This is a genomic window from Streptomyces sp. NPDC002851 (assembly GCF_053591935.1).
The window spans coordinates 37,356-54,520 of record NZ_JBSFUT010000005.1; the positions used below are offsets into that span (position 1 = coordinate 37,356).

Consider the following 17,165-nt stretch of genomic DNA (forward strand, 5'->3'; position numbering starts at 1 on the left):
CATGGACCACCAGATGGACCACCCGAGGCACGCACACGACCCGATGGCAGTGGCACTCGGCAACGCCTCGCTGCTCGGCATCGGTTATCTGCTCCTCGGCCACTGGCGCCTGGCCGCGATCGCCGCGCTCGGCACCGGCATGCTCCTCAACCTCACCGCCTCGACCGCCGAGACCTGGTGCGAGCTCCTGCTGCTCCTGTGGTGGGCGGCGGGGACGGCCCACGGCTGGTTCCTGGCACACCGGCGCGCGGAGCATGTCGTACGACGCGGGCAGCGCGCGGGCGCTCTTGCCGTCACGGTCGCGGTGCTGCTGCCCGCCGTACTGCTGCGCGTCGACGCGTACGGCATCAACAACCGTGTGAACGAGGCCCGCGAGCACGGCGATTGCGAGACGGCCGTGGCCGCGCAGGGCGAGGTGTGGTTCGGCCACCGTGTCGCGGGCGCACCGGTGGCCGCACCCGGCGACGCGGTGGTGGCGGCCTGCCACCGCCTGGAGCGGGCCGCGACCACCTTGGCCGACGCCGGACGCAGCGGGAAAGCCGAAGACCTGGAACGAGGCTTCCGCATCCTCGCCGACGTCCTGAACAAGCCCGGCAACGAGCAGACCGTCAAGGCGACCCTGGACACCTTCCTCGACGCCCTGCCCACCCCGGACTCCTGCGACACCGCCGACATCACCGACTGGCTCCGCGACCGCGAACCCACCCGCGACGTGCTCGACCGGTCCGCCGACACCGCGACGCGTACGCAACCCGCCGCGTTGGTCGGATGCGGCGACGACCTGATGGACGAGAACAACTGGCAACAGGCGCGGGCGCGTTACCAACACCTCCTCGACACGTACCCCGACGACATACGCACCGACGAGGCACGCAGCGGTGCGAAGAAGGCCACCCTCGCCATCGAACTCGACAACGTACGCCGCCTGGTCAAGGCCACGTACAGCGCGAAGTCCGGCTACTGCGACGCGCCCGCCAAGTACAGCGCCGCCCCGCCGTACCGCAAGGGATACAACCGCGCGCTGTTCCTCGGCGACACCGAGGCCACCGAGTACACCGACAAGCTCCCCGGCGACTGGCGCACCGGCGACCCGGCCAAGGCCGCGCTCGTGGTCTGCGCGGACACGGCGAAGAACGGAGCCGCCGTCGAGACCTGCTACTACGAGAACAAGCAGTCCAAGTACCTCCCCCACGAGGTGACCTTCCGCAAGGTCAAGATCCCGCTGAAGGTCTACGAGCTGCGCACCGGCAAGCGCGTCGACCCGCGCGAGGTGCAGATCAGCGGCGGAAGCTGCCCGAGCGTCCTGCACTACGAGTACTACGGCACGTACGACTACGGGCCCGGCGGCGACGAGTTCGTCTCCACCGCCAAGTCCGATGTACGGGACGCCTTCCGGCCGGTCGTCAAGAAGTGACGGCAGTCGGTGTCGAGCAGCCCGGCCACCAGTGCGTCCGACGCGGCCGGAAGCAGTTTCCGGGGCTCGGCCGTGTGCTCCAGGCCGATGACGAGCGCGATGCCGATATCGGCGGCTTGCGCGGGCTCGACGCCTGCCGCCGTACGGCTCTCGCTGGAACCGCTCTGGCTGAGCAGACCGGCGAACAGCTCGACGAGGAGCCCGCGCAGCGCATCGGTGAAGGCCGTACATATCCCGCCGAACAACCGGGCCTTGTCGTCGAGGAGTTCGGCGGTGTGCGGGGAGTCGCCGGACAGTTCGAGGACCAGGTCGAGCTTGGCGGCCAGGACGCCCCGGATCCGCTCGGCGTGCGGGGCGTCCTCGTCGGCCGCCGCCTGACGGGCCCGCGCGAGCGCCTGGTCGTGCAGGCGCGCGGCGAGGCGACGGAAGGCGTCGTCCTTGCTGCGGACGTACTGGTAGACCGCGGACCGGGACACGCTCATGGCGGAGGCGATGTCGTCCATCGTGGTGCGCCGCACGCCGTACCTGGTCAGGCAGGCGTACGTCGCGTCGAGGACCTCGTCGAGCCGGTCGGTGCCCATGTCGCTCAGGCCAGCTTCTTGAGCAGCTCGGCGGCGAGCGGCGCGGAGGAGGCCGGGTTCTGGCCGGTGACGAGGTTGCGGTCGATGACCACGTGCGGCGCCCACGCCTCGCCGACCCGCACATTCACGCCTGCCTCGGTGAGGCGGTCCTGGAGCAGCCACTTCGCCTTGTCGGCGAGTCCGGCCTGGGTCTCCTCGGCGTTGGTGAACGCGGCCACGTCGTAGCCCCGGAACGTGTTGGTGCCGTCGGCCCGGGTGGCGGCAAGCAGCGCGGCCGGGGCGTGGCAGACCACACCGAGCGGCTTGCCGCTCTCCAGGGCCAGGGTCAGCAGCTTCCCGGAGTCGGCGTTGACGGCGAGGTCCTCCATCGGACCGTGCCCGCCGGGGTAGAAGACGGCGGCGTAGTCGTCGAGGCGTACGTCCTCAAGCCTGATGGGGGACCGCAGTTCGGCGAACGAGGACAGGGCAGCGGCGATCTTGTCGGCGCCCTCCTGGCCACCGTTGACCTCGGGCGCGAGACTGCCCTGGTCGACGGTGGGGACCACCCCGCCCGGGGTGGCGACGACGACCTCGTAGCCCGCGGCCTTGAACTTCTCGTACGGGGCGACGGCCTCCTCGGCCCAGAAGCCGCTCGGGTGCTTGGTGCCGTCGGCCAGCGTCCAGTGGTCGGCGCCGGTGACGACAAAGAGGATCTTCGACATGAGGTGCTCATCTCCGAGAGGGACGGATCCGCGCGGCGGACCCGGAGGAACGGATGGGGTGCCCGGACGGACACGGTGGGGTCCGGGGTTCTTGGGCTCGGACCGACACGGTCGACGCCGTTGACGTTCTGCGTCCGAAGTGTCAGTTCGGCGATGTCGTCGACCGTAGGCCGGGCGCCGAGCGCTGACCAATGGGAGACCCCATGCCTGCCATAGGAACCTTCATGGCTCCCGCGGGAATAGAACGATCACGCGCGAACGCCCCGAGCTACGCGAACGCCCCGAGCCATAGGAGGACGCGAACGCCCCGAGCTATAGGAGTCCCTTAGCGCAGGAGCTTACGTATACGCGCATAGGAGTCCTTTAGGCTCTGTTCCGTGAGCCATAGCAATCCCGCTGGTCAGGCGGACGGCGGTGCGGCGGCTCCGCAGGCGCAGACGCCGCCCGACCTCAACCTGCTGCGCACCTTCCTCGCCGTCCACCGCTTCGGTTCCTTCACCGCGGCCGCCCACGCCCTCGGCCTCTCCCAGCCCACCGTCACCACCCAGATCCGCAGCCTGGAGCGCCAGACCCGACGCGAGCTCTTCGAGCGGCTGCCCCGTGGCGTCGCCCCGACCGCGGTCGCCGACGAGCTGGCCGCACGTATCGCCGCACCCCTGGACGCGCTGACGGCTGCCGCGGGATCCGGCCTGGCCGAGGGGGCGCGCCCCGAACCCGTCCACCTGGCCGGACCCGCGGAGATGCTGTCGACCTTCGCGCTCCCGGTGCTCGGCCCGCTCGTGGCCCAGGGCGTACGCCTGCGCGTGACGATGGGCCTGACCGACCCGCTCCTCGACGAGCTGCGCGCCGGGCGCTACGACCTGGTCATCTCCACGTCACGCCCCCGAGGGCGCTCCCTGGCCTGGGTGCCGTTCGCGGACGAGGAGTTCGTCCTGGTCGCCGCCCCCGTATGGGCGGACCGGATCAAGGAACGGCTGGCCGCCGAGGGGCCCGGTGTGCTGCACACGGTGCCGCTCATCTCGTACGCGGAGGACCTGCCGATCGTCCGCCGCTACTGGCGCCATGTCTTCGGCAAGCGCCTGAGCAGCCACGCGGCCGTCACCGTGCCCGACCTGCGCGCCGTCCTGTCCACGGTCGCGGGCGGCGGCGGCTTCAGCGTGCTGCCGCGTTATCTGTGCGCCGACGAACTGGCCTCCGGCGCCCTGGTCCTGCTCAACGACCCCGAGGACCCACCGATCAACACGGGCTACCTCGCGCAACGCCCCGGCGTCTCCACCAACCCGGACGTCGACCGCGTACGCGACCACCTGGTCGAGGCCGCCCGGGCCTGGTGACGCCCCGGAATGAGAAGGTGGACCAGGCCCACCGAGGCCCCCTCGTGCGGCGAGGCGTGGACGGCGCGGACGGTCCAGCGGCCGGGCGGTATCGGGACGGGAGCCTGCTCCGGCAGTGCTCCGTCATGGGGGTACTCGACAGCCAGCTCGACCCCGGCGGTGACAGAGTCCATGAGCACCGCCGGACCATCCGTCTCCCAGACACCGCACTCCCCCCACTCCGTAGTGGGGTCGGCGAGGACAGCCTTGGCGCCGTCCACCTCGCAGGCGCGGTCGTAGTCGTCCGGGACATCCCCGTCCCCGATGACCATCCCCGACTCGGCGCAACCACGCCACGTTCCTGCGGACCACGGCCGGTGGGTTCCCTAGGACCTGTTCCGCGGATCCTGGCTGATGACCGTCGTCAGCAGGTGGCCCACCAGGGGGTCTTGGTCGTTCTTGCGCCAGGCGACGGCGACGCGCGTGCGGGCGACGCCGGGCTTGATCCTGCGGAAGGCGACGCCGTGGAGACGGAGGCGGCGGATGCTTGCCGGGGCCAGGGAGACGCCCAGGCCGGTTTCCACCAGGGCGCATACGGTGTGCCACTCCACCGCATGCTGGGCGATCCGGGGCGTGAAACCGGCCGCGGTGCACAGCCCGGTGATCTGGTCGTACAGCTGCGGGCCGACCGCGCGGGGCAGCAGCACGAAGGGGGAGTCAGCCAACTGCGCGAGCCGCACGGTGCGTTGGGCGGCGAGCGGATGAGTGGACGGCAGCACGGCCACGAAGGGCTCGCTGAGTACCGTCCTGAAGCCGAGCTCTGTCTCGTCGGCGGGAGGTTCGCGCAGCAGGCCGATGTCGATGGTCTTGTCGTGCAGGGCGGCGAGCTGGGGCGCGGTGGTCATCTCGTGGATGTCCAGGTGTACGCCGGGGAATTGGTGCCGGAAGGTACGCAACAGGCCGGGCAGGACGGTCAGGGCGAGGGAGGCCGCGAAGCCGATCCTCAGACGTCCGGCCCGCCCGCTGCCGACGGCCCGGGCCGCGGCCACGCCGTCCGCGAGGCCGGTGAGGGCCCGCCGCGCGGCGGGCAGCAGTTCGCGACCGGCCGGGGTGAGCGTGACGCGCCCTGGGGCGCGGGTGAAAAGCGCGTGGCCGACCTTGTCTTCCAGGCGGCGGATCTGCTGGCTCAGCGGCGGTTGGGCGATGCCGAGGCGCGCGGCCGCATGACCGAAGTGCAGTTCCTCGGCGAGCACGACGAACGCGTGCAGCTGTAGCAGGGGGAGTTCAGGGCGCTCCATACGCCTAGAGATATCAGTTCATGCCGCACGCAGTATTAGACGTATCTGTGCTGGCCACTTAGCGTTCCGCGCATGACAGAGCGACGTGCGATCCTCAGCGGCTCGACCTTCGAGGAGCAGATCGGCTACGCCCGTGCCGTGGTCGACGGCGACTGGGTACATGTGTCCGGAACGACCGGCTTCGACTACACCACCATGACGATCTCCGACGACGTGGTGGAGCAGGCCGAGCAGTGCCTGCGCAACATCGAGGCCGCCCTGACCGAGGCGAAGTGCACCTTCGCCGACGTCGTCCGGGTGCGCTATCTGCTCCCCGACCGTGCGGACTTCGAGCCCTGCTGGCCGGTCCTGCGCCGCCGCTTCGGCGACGTCCGCCCGGCCGCCACGATGCTCGTATGCGGGCTCGCCGACCCCCGCATGAAGATCGAGATCGAGGTGTACGCCCGGCAGGCCACCGCGTAACACCCCGCTTTCACAGCGGCCCTGGCCCCGCAGCTCCTCAAGACGCTCGAGGTCGTCGCGCACGGACTCCCGCTCCTCCGCGGTGAGTTGGACCGCGGCGGCCTCGGCGAGCGCGGACGGCGCGTCTTCTCCGTCCCCGAGGCGCCCGGCGACCTCCGCACGCAGCACGAGGAGGCGAAGCAGTTGCACCGGCGTGGGCCGCTCGTCCTGAATGTGTAGAAGTCGAGAACGGGCTGGATGGTCCGGCACGGCAGGATCGGAATCGTCTTCTCGGCCATTCCGACCACCCTAGTCAAGATTGATTAGTTCGCGCGGGTGCGTTGTCTGAATCCGGTCGGGTTCGGCGCTGGAGTCCGACCCCAGAGGGGCAATCCGGATAAACGGCATAAATGGGGCCTATTAGACTTCTTGGTGTGATGACACGGTCGCTCCTGGTCGGCCGGGCAGTCGAGTACGCGGGGCTGCTCGACGTGCTCGCGCGATGCCGATCGGGCGAGGGGGGCTTGGTCCTGGTGAGCGGGTACGCGGGTGTCGGTAAGAGCCGACTCGTCGCGGAGGTTCTCGACGGCTGGGACGGGCGGGTACTGCGGACATCCGCCAGCCCGGGGGTGGACGGGTACGCACCCGTGGAGGACATACTTCGCGCCGTATCCGATGAGGTCGGCCCCGTGCCGTCGTACCGCGAAGCCGATCAGCCGGTCCTGCTCGACACCATCCAGCGCGCCCTCCGAAGCATCGGCCATCAGCGGCCCACGGTGGTCGTCCTCGAAGACTTGCACTGGGCCGGTGCCGCGGCCCTCGATCTGTTGCCCGCACTCGCGGTGTCGATGGCGCGTGAGCCGGTGCTGCTGCTCGGCACGTACCGCAGTGACGGGCTCTCGCGTGCGCACCCCATCCGCAGCATGCGCACCGCGCTGCGCCGCAGCGGCTGCTTCGCCGAGTTCGCGCTCCGCCCGCTGACCGCCGAACAGACCGGCGAACTGCTCGCCGGACTCCTTGGCGCGTCTCCCGCGCCGGGGCTCGTCTCGGCGGTGCACGACAGGGCCGAGGGGATCCCGTTCTACGTAGAAGAGCTCACCGCCGCCCTCCTCGAAACCGGCGGCCTGCGTGAAGCCGACGGCAGCCTCGGCCTCGCCCGGGACGCGGAACTGCCCGTGCCCGAGAGCGTGTTGGACGCGGTCCTCGTGCGCACCGCGGGGCTGCGACAGCGGCACCAGACTGCGGTGGAACTCGCCGCCGTACTCGGCGTACGGGTCGATCTCCCCGCGCTCGCCGGTCTCGTGGAGCCGCAGAACATCGACCAGCTCCTCGACAGCGGACTGCTCACAGAGCGGCAACAGGACCCCGACTCGGCGGAGTTCCGCCATGCGCTTGTACGGGACGCGCTGTACCGCAGCATTCCCTGGGCGCGGCGTCGGCGGCACCACCGCCTGATCGCCGAGCACCTCACCGCTCGCGGTGCGGCACCCGAGACCGTCGCCGAGCACTGGCTCGCCGCGCACGAACACGAGCGTGCCAGGCCGCTGTTGCTTGCCGCAGCCGAGCGGTACTGCGCGGTGTACTCCTACCGGGACGCTGCCGCGCTGGCGCGGCGCGCTCTCGCCGTCTGGCCGGAGGAAGCGGACCCGGAAGGCCGGATCGCCACGCTGGAGCGCCTGGCGGACTGTGCCGAGCTGTGCGGGGAGCTCGAATCGGCCGCGGCGGTGTGGACCGATGTCGCACGGCGCCGGCACGCGCGGGGCGACACCGCGCTCGCCGGGTCGGCGCATCGGAGACTGGCCAATGCCGCTGGGCTCCTTGGCGATTGGCCCCGCGCGGTCACCGCGCGGGAGAGCGCGGCCGACTCGTACGCGGCGGCGGGCATGCGCGATGAAGCGGCGGCGGAACGTCTGACCCTGGCCGATCAACTGAAGTCCGCGGCACAGCTGTCGAAGGGCCTGGATCAGGCCATGGCCGCGGCCGAGGACGCCGAGGCGACCGGCCGTACGGATCTGAAGGCTCGCGCGCTCGCGATGCAGGGCTCACTCCGCTCCGCCCTCGGGGACGGCCCGAGAGGAGTCGAACTCGCTCGGTCCGGGCTCGAGCTTGCCCTCGCCGAGCAGCTGCCCGAAGCGACCGGCGAGGCGTACTACGAGCTGGGAGAGGCCCTCGGGTACGCGGCCGATTACCCGGCAGCCACTGACGCCATCGATACGGCGATCGACCTGTGCCGCGCCCACGGTGCCACCGAGCTGGGGCGGGTCTGCTTCACCTGCCTGTCGCCCGTGGTGCGGCTCATGGGCGACTGGGACCGCTCCCTTGCCATCTGCGGCGACGTACTCGGCGACGACCACACGCCGCAGATACTGCGCATGGTGGCAGAAGAGGAATCAGGGCTGATCACCGTGCTCCGCGGGGATCCACGGCACGCGAGGGGACCACTGCGGCGCTCCGCCGCCTTCGGCCGCAGCAACGAGGTCTTCGGCATGGAGGTCGGCGCGACCTGGGGTCTGGCCATGGTCGCCGGAACCGACGACGAAGGCGCCGCCCTCCACACCGTCTCGGCCATGCTGGAACGCTGCCTCTTGAAGGAGGAATGGCACTACGCGCTCCCGGCGCTCCGCTGGGCCGCCACATTCCTGGCGGAGCGGGGCGACCACGACGGCCTTGCCCAATGCCACCGGGTGCTCGCCACCGCCGCGACGCAGAACAGTTCGCCCAAGGTCCTGGCGGCGTTTGCCCACGCGAGCGGCGAACTGGCGCTGGCCGACGGCGACACGGCGCACGCCTCGGCACACTTCGGCCGGGCGGTCGACCTGCTGCGCGGCGTCACGGCACCGTACGAGAGGGCACTCACCCAGCTGCGCCGGGGCGCCGCGCTGGCAGGCGAAGGCGAGCGGGAAGCCGCCGTCTCCACGGTGACGAGCGCCTACCGGACCGCGCGCCAACTGGGAGCCAAGCCGCTGGCCCACAGCTGCGCGACCAGGCTGGCCGAGATGGGAGAGCAGGTCGACCGGCGCCTCGGACGCCTCGCCGCGCGCACCCTCGAGCCCGCCGGTCTGACCCGCCGGGAGAAGGAAGTGCTGCACCTGCTCGCCGGTGGCCGCACCAACCGCGAGATCGCCCGGGAACTCTTCGTCAGCACCCGCACGGTCGACATGCACGTGCGCAACGTACTGGACAAGCTCGACTGCTCGACACGGATGGCGGCCGCACGGCGCGCAGCGGAACTCGGCCTCACCGGACCGATCGCGATTCGCCCGGGGTCACCGCCGGAAGTACGGCACTAGCAGGCCAGGAACACGGCAGGACCACGCATGTTGTCTCCTCCGCCGCTCCCTAGCGTGGGTGCCGAGACCAAGGACAGGCACCGAGACTGGGAGGCGAGGAGCCATGGAGAAGCTGGCCATCGTGGTGCGGGACGACGCCTACGACAAGATGCTGACGCCGCTGACGTTCGCCGCGCTGTACGCGGAGAAGGGCGTGCAGGTCGACATGCTGTTCGTGCTCTGGGCGGTACGCGCACTCACCAAGGAGGGCGCCGGTGAGGTGCGGATCGAAGGCCGCCACAGCGATGCGGACGCGGACGCGCTACGGCAGAAGATGATCGAGACCGGGGAGCCGACAGAGATCCTGGACTACCTCGCCTCCCTCAAGGGCAGCGGCAAGGTGAACCTCTATGCCTGTCGCATTGCCGCAGAGACTTTCGGGGTCGACGAGTCGAACCTGATACCGGAGGCGGCGGGCATCGTCGACGCCACATGGTTCCTGGAGGAAAAGGCGATCGCTGCGGACCACTGCCAGTACTTCTGAACCCGGATGACAAGGCGCGGATGCCACCCTGCCCATGAGGGCAGGGTGGCATCCGCTGTCCAGGGCTCCGTATCGGACCGCAAGCCGTAGCTTCAGCGACGGGGCGTTAGGGAAGGAGGAACCCCGTACCGAGTTCGTCGTGCGGGTCGAGGACGAGGGTGCTCTGGGCGGTTCGGAAGGCCATGCCTTCCACCTCGGGGATGACCGCGGGCCGGCCATGGAGAGTGACGGTGCCCGCGATCCTGCCGGTGAACGTGGTGTCGACGATGCTGTGGTTGGTGAGCTCGCCGCCAGGGACGAGGTCCCCGCGGGCCGCGAGGGCGGCGATCCGGGCCGAAGTGCCGCTGCCGCAAGGGGACCTGTCCACCTGGCCGTCGGCGAAGACGGTGACGTTGCGCTCCTCCACGCTGCCCGAGTCCGCCGCGATCCGGTCGTAGAAGATCACTCCGTACAGGCCGTTGATCCTCGCGTCGTCCGGATCGGACAGGGTGCGTGCCCCGGTGAGCTCCGTCTTGATCTCGGCGGCAAGGCCGATCAGCGTGCGCAGGTCCGACGGTGTGACCTCGAGGCCGAGGGTGCGCACGTCCACCATCGCGTAGAACGCACCGCCGTACGCGAGGTCCGCACGCACGGAGCCCGCCGAGGTGGTCACCTCGACATCCTGCTCGTGCGCGTACGACGGGATGTTGGTGAAGCTGACCGTCGGGTGGTCGCCCTCGTCGCGGACCCGGCACGTCACGCGCCCTGACGGTACGTCAAGGACGATGGTGTCGCCGCCGCGCGGAGCGACGTAACCCGTCTCGTAGGCCCACATGGCGGCGGCGATGCTGCCGTGACCGCAGGCGGTGCTGAAGCCCTCACGGTGGAAGAAGATCAAGCCGAGATCGGCGCCTTCGTCATCGGGCTCCGTGAGGTAGCAGCCGTACATGTCGGCGTGGCCACGGGGTTCGTGGGTGAGGAGCACGCGCACGTCATCGAGGCGGGCCATCGCGTCGTCCCGCTTGTCCAGGATCGTCTTTCCCCGCGGCGCCGCGACACCGCCGATGACGATACGGAAGGGTTCGCCGGCCGTGTGGTAGTCCACGACGCTGACCATGTTGGGCAGGTTGACCATGGTGCTCTCTCTTCTCCTCGTGCCTCGCCGACGGCGCTCTCGGAACCCTCCGACCAGCACGTAAGGTGTAATATATTACTCTGCCCTTGGTCAAGGGTCTGCCACCCCGGCTGTGGGCGAGGCCGCTTGCTCCCGGGAAGCGGACGTGGACGGCCGGGGCGAACGGGATGCACGCAGGCGCATACTGGACCCAATGACTAAGCCCTTTGCACCGAAGCGTCATCTGCCCAGCAGCCCCTTCAAGGCCCCGGTCCCGCCGGCTCCCAAGCACTTCGCCGTGGGCGACCAGGTCACACACGACATGTACGGCCTCGGCCGGGTGATCGGCATCGAGGAAGGAATCGCGGCGCTCGTGGACTTCGGTTCGGCGCAAATGCGGATCTTGAGCCCATACGCCAAGATGACCAAGCTCTAGGACCGGTTGTGCCCACCCACGGCACCCCAGGCCCCTTCGGGGACCCGTAACCCAACTTCCCTATCATCCGCCCCCGCCCAGCAGAGCAGACGAGGGCCCCGGCCGATCAGGCCGGGGCCCTCGTCGTGTTCCGTCTCGACTGCCGCGCCTGTCGCGGGCTCCCGGGCAAAGAGCCTGGGGAAGCAACAGAAGCACTACGTCACCATCCGCTCCAGCACGGGGCAGTGCCGCGCGGGATCGGGGGGGCAGGGGGCTCGGCGGCGGGTGCACGCTCCACGCGTTGCTGCCCGGTGAACCGCGGCGCAGCCTGAGGAGAGACGCCCAACTTATGAGGTGGGCCCATGAGGAACCTTTTCCACCTGGGAGTCTCGTCGCTCCTGATAGCGGGAGTGGTGGGCCTGAGCGGTTGTGGGGACACCGACTCGGAGCCCGAGCAGACCACGACCACCGTGACCAGCACCGTCACCGCCGAGCCGACCGCGCCCACGCCCAAGCCGGAGACTCCAGGGCCCGCATCCCCTCGGCCGACACCTCCACCGACGGCCGCGGATCCGACGTCCGTCGTGCGCGCGTATTTTGCTGCCATCAACGCCCGGGACTACGAACGGGCTTGGGACCTCGGCGGCAAGAACTTCTCCGACTCGTACGAGGCCTTCGTGGACGGGTTCGCCACCACTGCCCGGGACACGGTGCACATCCTGCGCGCGGAGGGCAGCACGGTCCGGGTCAGGTTGGAGGCCATGCAGACCGACGGCACGCTGCGGGTCTTCGAGGGCACCTACACGGTTCGGAACGGCACGATCGTCAGCGCTGACGTGCGCGAGGTACCTGAGTCCGAGCCGCGGCCGCAGCCCAGCGAGGTCTCCCCCTACTACGAGAACTGCGACGCTGCAGAAGCCGCAGGTGTCACGCCCCTCTATAAGGGCGACCCAGGCTATGGACCACATCTCGACCGCGACGGGGACGGCGTGGCCTGCGAGCCGTATCCGCCGTGAGCCTTCGTCTAGCTTTCTCTAGATTTCTCTAGCGGTAGAGGTCGGTCGCGAGGGCGATGGCGGTGTGGGTGGCCGGGTGGGCGTCGTGGGGGCGCCAGATGAGGTGGACGGGGACGGGGGCGGCGTCGCGTAGGGGGCGGTAGGTGATGCCGTCGCGGCGGTATTGGGCGGCGGTCGACTGGGGGGTGAGGCCGACGCAGCGGCCGGTGGCGATGGCGGCGAGCCAGTCGTCGATGTCGAGGGTGTACTCGACGGCGGGCCGGTTGTGTTCGGGCCACAGGTCCAGGGTGGTGGTCCCGGTGCGGCGGTCGATCGCCAGGGTGCGGCCCAGGACTTCGTCCAGGCGGATGCCGCGGCGGCGGGCCCAGGGGTCGTCGGATGCCATGGCGACGTAGCGGGCCTCGTGGCCGATCAGTGCGTGCGACCAGGAGGTGAGATCGCGCGGGGCGCGGACGACGGCGAGGTCGCATCGGCCTTCGGCGAGGCCGCCGGTGGGGCTGTTGTGGCGGATCAGACGGAGCTCGGTCTCGGGGTGCTGTTCGTGCCAGCGGCGCTGGAACTCGGTGGTGTGGCGGCCGAACGCGGACCAGGCGTGGCCGATGTGCAGACGGGTGTGGCCGATGGTGGCTTCGCGGACGAGCTCGTCGGCACCCGCGAGCAGGACCCGCGCTCGGGCCAGGACCTGCACGCCCACGGTGGTGGGGGCGACGAAGCGGCTGGTGCGGTGCAGCAGGCGCACTCCGAGCACGCATTCCAGAGCGGTGAGGGTCCGCGAGACGGCGGCCTGGGAGATGCCGAGTTCATGGGCAGCGTCGGTGAAGCTGCCGGTGTCGATGATGGCGACCAGGCACCGCAGGTGTTTGAGCTCCAGCGGCCCGGCCGTTTTCCCTTTGCCATCCATACGTTCAGCGTATAGGTAGGGCTGCAATTGCATTTTGCGTATGCCGACCCGAGCCCCATCGTGGCGGCATGAAGACCGCGTCCTCGCCCGCGCCCGTCACTCCCGCGCCCGTCACACCCGCGCCCGTCACACCCGCTCCCGCCGCACCGCAGGTCGCGGACGTGCGCGGTCCTCGCCAGGGCACCGGGCGCTGGGGTGGGATGGCGCTGATGCTGGGCAGCGGACTGTCCAACCAGAGCGGAGCGGCCGTCGCGGCGCTTGCCTTCCCCGTGATCGGGCCGGTCGGTGTGGTGGCGGTGCGCCAGTGGGTGGCCGCCGTCGTGCTCGGGGCGGCCGGGCGACCGCGGTTGCGCGGGTTCACCGCGGCGCAGTGGCGTCCGGTACTCGGTCTGGCGCTGGTGTTCGCCGGGATGAACATGTCCCTGTACGCGGCGATCGAGCGGATCGGGCTCGGCCTCGCCGTCACGCTGGAATTCCTCGGCCCGCTGACCGTGGCCCTGGCCGGTTCGCGCCGCCGGATCCACCTCATAGCCGCCGTGGCCGCGGCGGGAGCGGTGGCGGTACTCGCGCGCCCCACACCCTCCACGGACTACCTGGGCATCGGCCTGGCCCTGCTGGCGGCGGTCTGCTGGGGCTGCTACATCCTGTGCAACCGCACCGTCGGCGCCCGACTGCCCGGCCTGGAAGGCTCGGCCGCCGCGGCGTTGGTCTCCGGCGCGCTGTACCTGCCGGTGGGCGCCTGGGCGCTCTGGCAGCACCGGCCCACACTGGCGGCGCTGGGCTGCGCGCTGGCGGCCGGGGTGCTCTCCTCGGCCGTGCCGTTCGTGTCCGACCTGCTGGCGCTGCGCCGGGTGCCGCCGCACTTCTTCGGCGTCTTCATGAGCGTCAACCCCGCCTTCGCCGCGCTGATCGGCCTCGCCGTCCTGGGCCAGCACCTCGACGCCGCCGCCTGGCTGGCCATCGCCGTGATCGTCAGCGCCAACACCCTCGTCGTCTCCACCACGGCCCGTGGCGTCCCCGCCGACCGGAGCGCCACGTGACCATCCGGGGTGTCTGCGCGCACCTCACGTCCCGCTAGACGTGCTCCACCGACAACGGCGCGAACGAGATCCGCGTCCGGGCACCGTCCGCCCACCGCACCTCCAGAAGTCCGGTGCCGGACGCCGTCACATCGGTCACCGCCGTGGCGAGCGGCGCCGGGTCGGGCTCGGCGGTGAGCGTGGCTAGGGCGGCGGCCAGGTGGGTGTCCCGTGAATCTGTGATCAGGCGTGGGATGCGGGCCCAGTGGGTGTACGCGGTGCCGTGCGGGGCGCGTATCTCTGCGGCGGGGGGAGAAGGGGAGGCAGACTCCAGGTGGGCGTCGGCACCGTTCCAGCCGTACAGGCCGAGGAGTTGGGAGACGAGGGGTTCCTCGGGGCCCACCGCCCAGCCCGTCTGCACGAGCCGCGCCCCCGGCGGGGCGCCCTGCACCCGGTGCACGCGCAGCTCATGGCGGCCGCGTGCCACCGTCACGCTGTCCACGCGCAGACCGGGGACCAGAGGCGGCCCCTGAGGGAAGACCGGCTGGTGCCAGGAGGCCGCCCAGGCCGTGCCCGTGGTGGCGTCGTGGGCGGCGCCGAGGGGGTGGATGCGGCGGCGTACGCTGCGGATGCCGTCGAGGTCGATGGCCAGGTGGTTGTCGGCGGGGTTGTCGCGTGCCGTCGGGCCGGTTCGGGTCGAGTACGCGAAGCGGGCGTAGTACGGGTCCTCGTCGGCCGCCGACTCGCCCTCGTGCGGGCGGACATGGTCGCTGCCGTGGTTGTGCAGGCGTACGATCCCGTCCGCCCGCGTGGACTGGACGAGCAGGCCCGGCGTGGGCAGCGCGAGCGACCGGTCCCGGACCTCGCTGGGCGCCGGCTCCTCCGGTGCCGTCCACAGCGGATGCTCCGCATCGGCGAGCAGGCACACGAACGCCTTCGACGCCCAGTACGGCGAGGCCGGACCCGAGTAGTGCTGCAGTGTCGGTTCGTGGGGCCCGTGCCAGCCGAGGGAGAGCAGCCCGTCCGCGCCGACGGCGCCCCGGTCGAGGAAGTAGCGCAGGGAACCGCTCAACAGGCGCCGGGACACCCCCGGTTCGAGCGGTGTGTGCCCGGTCAGGGCGCCGAGGGCCACCGCCGCACCGGCCGCGAAGCGATACGTCAGGGAGCGGCCGAAGTGGACCGGTGCGCCGTCGCCGCCGAAGAGCAGTGCGTAGCCGTCCAGGTGCCCGCGCAGCCGCGGCCCGTAACGCCCCGATGCCTGAGGGTCGTTGGCCAGGTGCGCGTCCAGGACCGGGTACAGGTGCAGGGCCCAGCCGTTGTAGTGGTCGAAGGCGCGGCCGTCGCCGTCCGCGTACCAGCCCGCGCCGCGGTACCAGGTCTCGAGCAGGTCGAGGGCGCGCTCGCGGGCGCGGGCCGTCTCCGCGTCGCCGCGGCCGACGGACTCCAGGAAGCCCGCGACGGTGTAGGGGAACAGGTACCAGTTGTTCGGCGCGGGCGTGTGCCGCAGCGCCCCGCGCAGCCAGTCCTCGGCACGGTCCTGCACGCCGGGGTCGAGCGCGTCCCACAGCCAGGGCCGGGTCAGGCGCAGGGACAACGCCACCGAGGCCGACTCGACCATGGGCTGGCCCTGCACGTGGTGGTCGAGGATCAGCGGCCAGGACTCGGCATCGTCCCGGCCGGGCGTACGGGTGCCCGCGGCCAGGCCCTCGGCGTACCGGCCGAGCCAGCCGTGCGGGTCCTTGCCGTGCCCGCCCGCGACCCGGAACGCGGCCGCGAGAAACGTACGCGCGTAGCCTTCGAGGCCGTCCGAGCGCATCCCGGAGCCCGACGCGCGCCCCGGCAGATCGAGCAGCGCCCCACCCGCGGTCGCCCACCGCCAGGCGGCGCGCACCAGCCCATCGGCGGCCGCCTCCCAGTGGGCGCGGGTGAAGCCGGTGTACGGGCTCAACTCCCGGTCTTCGGGCGGCAGGTGGAGCGGATCCGGGACGGGGGTGTTCGCGCGTGGACCCGCGGCGGGGGTGTTCGTCCGTAGACGCGAGGCGGGAGTGTTCGTGCGTGGATCCGAGTCGGGCGTGGTCATGCGTGGATCCGAGTCAGGGGTGCTCATGCGCAGATCCGGGTCGGGGGTGCTCACACGCATTTCCGGGTCGGGGGTGCTCATGCGAGGATGGCCAGCCTTTCGCGTCGTACGGGATGGGCGAAGCCGTCGCCCGTGGACCACCGGGCGATCTCGGCGGCCGCGAGGTCGGTGAGTCTGCGCCACTCGTTGCCCTGGGACCCGGCCAAGTGCGGGGTGATCAGGGCGTGATCGCAGGGCCAGAGGGGATGGTCGGGCGGCAGTACCTCGGGGTCGGTGACGTCGAGGACCGCGCGGATGCGGCCCGCCCGCAGTACGTCGGTGAGTGCGTCCTGGTCGACCACGGCGCCGCGGGCGGTGTTGATGAGTACGGCTCCGGGGCGCATCGACGTGAGCAGGGTGCGGTCGACGAGGCCGCGGGTGGCGGGGAGCAGTGGGGTGTGGACGCTGACCGTGTCGCTCTGCGCGAACAGTCCGTCCAGGCCCACGAGTTGGGCGCCGAGCGTGGTGGCGTCGGCCTCGGTGACGTAGGGGTCGTACAGCAGGATCCGCAGGTCGTAGGGGCGGAGGAGGTCGATGACGCGCCGTCCGATGAGCGAGGCGGACAGGATGCCGACGGTGCGGCGGTAGTTGCCGATCCCGTCGGGGGTGGCGAGCCAGTCGTCGCCGCGGCGGGCGCGGCGGTAGGCGGCGGCCCGCTCCAGGACGTGCTTGCCGCTGAGCAGGATCATCGCGACGGTGTACTCCGCCACGGGCAAGGCGTTCGCGGCGGCGGCCGAGGCCACCTCGATGCCGCGCTCCCAGCAGGCCTCGGTGATATGGCCGCGCACCGATCCGGCGGTGTGCACCACGGCGCGCAGCCGGGGCGCCGCCGCGAGCACGTCGGCATCGAGGGGCGGGCAGCCCCAGCCGGTGACGAGTACCTCGGCGTCCGCGAGGATGGAGCGCGCCCGGGCCGTGGTGAGGTCGTCGAGAACCGGCGGGTCCGTGGCGGGCAGCTCGCAGACCTCGGCGAAGGCGGTCAGGGCGGCGGGCGTGAGCAGCGCCCGGGCGGCCTGCCGGGACATGGCGAAGGCTGCTCGC

Annotated in this window: 16 protein-coding genes and 1 pseudogene; 8 read left to right on the forward strand and 9 right to left on the reverse strand. The window is 71.2% G+C overall.

Annotated features, from left to right (window positions below; translation table 11 throughout):
- Nucleotide 1: 1 nt before the first annotated feature.
- Complete coding sequence (locus tag ACWD10_RS07095) at nt 2–1,414, forward strand: hypothetical protein (RefSeq protein WP_451087887.1); 1,413 nt, start codon at nt 2–4, stop codon at nt 1,412–1,414.
- Here ACWD10_RS07095 and ACWD10_RS07100 read toward each other — a convergent pair.
- The gene (locus ACWD10_RS07100) at nt 1,333–1,995 is read right to left on the reverse strand and encodes a TetR/AcrR family transcriptional regulator (protein WP_451087889.1); all 663 of its coding nucleotides are present in this window, start codon (nt 1,993–1,995) and stop codon (nt 1,333–1,335) included. The genes ACWD10_RS07095 and ACWD10_RS07100 overlap by 82 nt on opposite strands.
- A 5-nt stretch (nt 1,996–2,000) precedes the next feature.
- Nucleotides 2,001–2,696 (reverse strand): type 1 glutamine amidotransferase domain-containing protein, encoded by a 696-nt coding sequence (locus ACWD10_RS07105; protein WP_451087891.1) that lies wholly within the window; start codon nt 2,694–2,696, stop codon nt 2,001–2,003.
- A 377-nt stretch (nt 2,697–3,073) separates the two neighbouring features.
- On the opposite strand from ACWD10_RS07105, the gene ACWD10_RS07110 reads away from it, so the two are divergent.
- Nucleotides 3,074–4,030 (forward strand): LysR family transcriptional regulator, encoded by a 957-nt coding sequence (locus ACWD10_RS07110; RefSeq protein WP_451087893.1) that lies wholly within the window; start codon nt 3,074–3,076, stop codon nt 4,028–4,030.
- On the opposite strand, the gene ACWD10_RS07115 is transcribed toward ACWD10_RS07110, so the two are convergent.
- A complete protein-coding gene (locus ACWD10_RS07115; protein WP_451087895.1) occupies nt 3,943–4,341 on the reverse strand; it encodes an Imm21 family immunity protein in 399 nt (132 codons plus the stop codon). The two genes, ACWD10_RS07110 and ACWD10_RS07115, sit on opposite strands and share 88 nt — an antisense overlap.
- Nucleotides 4,342–4,395: 54 nt before the next feature.
- Nucleotides 4,396–5,307 (reverse strand): LysR family transcriptional regulator, encoded by a 912-nt coding sequence (locus ACWD10_RS07120; protein ID WP_451087897.1) that lies wholly within the window; start codon nt 5,305–5,307, stop codon nt 4,396–4,398.
- A gap of 72 nt (nt 5,308–5,379) precedes the next feature.
- On the opposite strand from ACWD10_RS07120, the gene ACWD10_RS07125 reads away from it, so the two are divergent.
- On the forward strand, nt 5,380–5,769 hold the full coding sequence (locus ACWD10_RS07125) for a RidA family protein (RefSeq protein ID WP_451087899.1): 390 nt from the start codon (nt 5,380–5,382) through the stop codon (nt 5,767–5,769).
- Between the two features lie 24 nt (nt 5,770–5,793).
- Here ACWD10_RS07125 and ACWD10_RS07130 read toward each other — a convergent pair.
- Nucleotides 5,794–5,994: pseudogene (locus ACWD10_RS07130) on the reverse strand (VOC family protein); the annotation flags it as partial.
- A gap of 191 nt (nt 5,995–6,185) precedes the next feature.
- Between ACWD10_RS07130 and ACWD10_RS07135 the strand changes: the two are divergent.
- Nucleotides 6,186–9,038, forward strand: coding sequence for a helix-turn-helix transcriptional regulator (locus tag ACWD10_RS07135; RefSeq protein ID WP_451088335.1), 2,853 nt, complete (start codon nt 6,186–6,188; stop codon nt 9,036–9,038).
- Between the two features lie 103 nt (nt 9,039–9,141).
- Nucleotides 9,142–9,561 carry a DsrE family protein gene (locus ACWD10_RS07140; RefSeq protein WP_451087901.1) on the forward strand — a complete coding sequence of 140 codons (420 nt, stop codon included), beginning with the start codon at nt 9,142–9,144 and terminating at the stop codon, nt 9,559–9,561.
- Nucleotides 9,562–9,667: 106 nt separating this feature from the next.
- On the opposite strand, the gene ACWD10_RS07145 is transcribed toward ACWD10_RS07140, so the two are convergent.
- Nucleotides 9,668–10,675 carry a proline racemase family protein gene (locus ACWD10_RS07145; protein WP_451087903.1) on the reverse strand — a complete coding sequence of 336 codons (1,008 nt, stop codon included), beginning with the start codon at nt 10,673–10,675 and terminating at the stop codon, nt 9,668–9,670.
- A 193-nt stretch (nt 10,676–10,868) separates the two neighbouring features.
- Here ACWD10_RS07145 and ACWD10_RS07150 point away from each other — a divergent pair, with 193 nt between their 5' ends.
- Nucleotides 10,869–11,090 (forward strand): hypothetical protein, encoded by a 222-nt coding sequence (locus ACWD10_RS07150; protein ID WP_451087905.1) that lies wholly within the window; start codon nt 10,869–10,871, stop codon nt 11,088–11,090.
- A 341-nt stretch (nt 11,091–11,431) separates the two neighbouring features.
- A complete protein-coding gene (locus tag ACWD10_RS07155; protein WP_451087907.1) occupies nt 11,432–12,085 on the forward strand; it encodes an excalibur calcium-binding domain-containing protein in 654 nt (217 codons plus the stop codon).
- Between the two features lie 28 nt (nt 12,086–12,113).
- Here ACWD10_RS07155 and ACWD10_RS07160 read toward each other — a convergent pair whose 3' ends face one another.
- On the reverse strand, nt 12,114–12,986 hold the full coding sequence (locus tag ACWD10_RS07160) for a LysR family transcriptional regulator (RefSeq protein ID WP_451087909.1): 873 nt from the start codon (nt 12,984–12,986) through the stop codon (nt 12,114–12,116).
- A 200-nt stretch (nt 12,987–13,186) separates the two neighbouring features.
- Here ACWD10_RS07160 and ACWD10_RS07165 point away from each other — a divergent pair, with 200 nt between their 5' ends.
- On the forward strand, nt 13,187–14,026 hold the full coding sequence (locus ACWD10_RS07165) for an EamA family transporter (protein WP_451088337.1): 840 nt from the start codon (nt 13,187–13,189) through the stop codon (nt 14,024–14,026).
- A 34-nt stretch (nt 14,027–14,060) separates the two neighbouring features.
- On the opposite strand, the gene ACWD10_RS07170 is transcribed toward ACWD10_RS07165, so the two are convergent.
- A complete protein-coding gene (locus ACWD10_RS07170; RefSeq protein ID WP_451087911.1) occupies nt 14,061–16,166 on the reverse strand; it encodes a DUF2264 domain-containing protein in 2,106 nt (701 codons plus the stop codon).
- Entirely contained in the window at nt 16,163–17,149 is a 987-nt protein-coding gene (locus tag ACWD10_RS07175) for a hydroxyacid dehydrogenase (RefSeq protein ID WP_451088339.1), read from the reverse strand. Before ACWD10_RS07175 ends, ACWD10_RS07170 begins: the two co-directional genes overlap by 4 nt.
- Between the last annotated feature and the right edge of the window lie 16 nt (nt 17,150–17,165).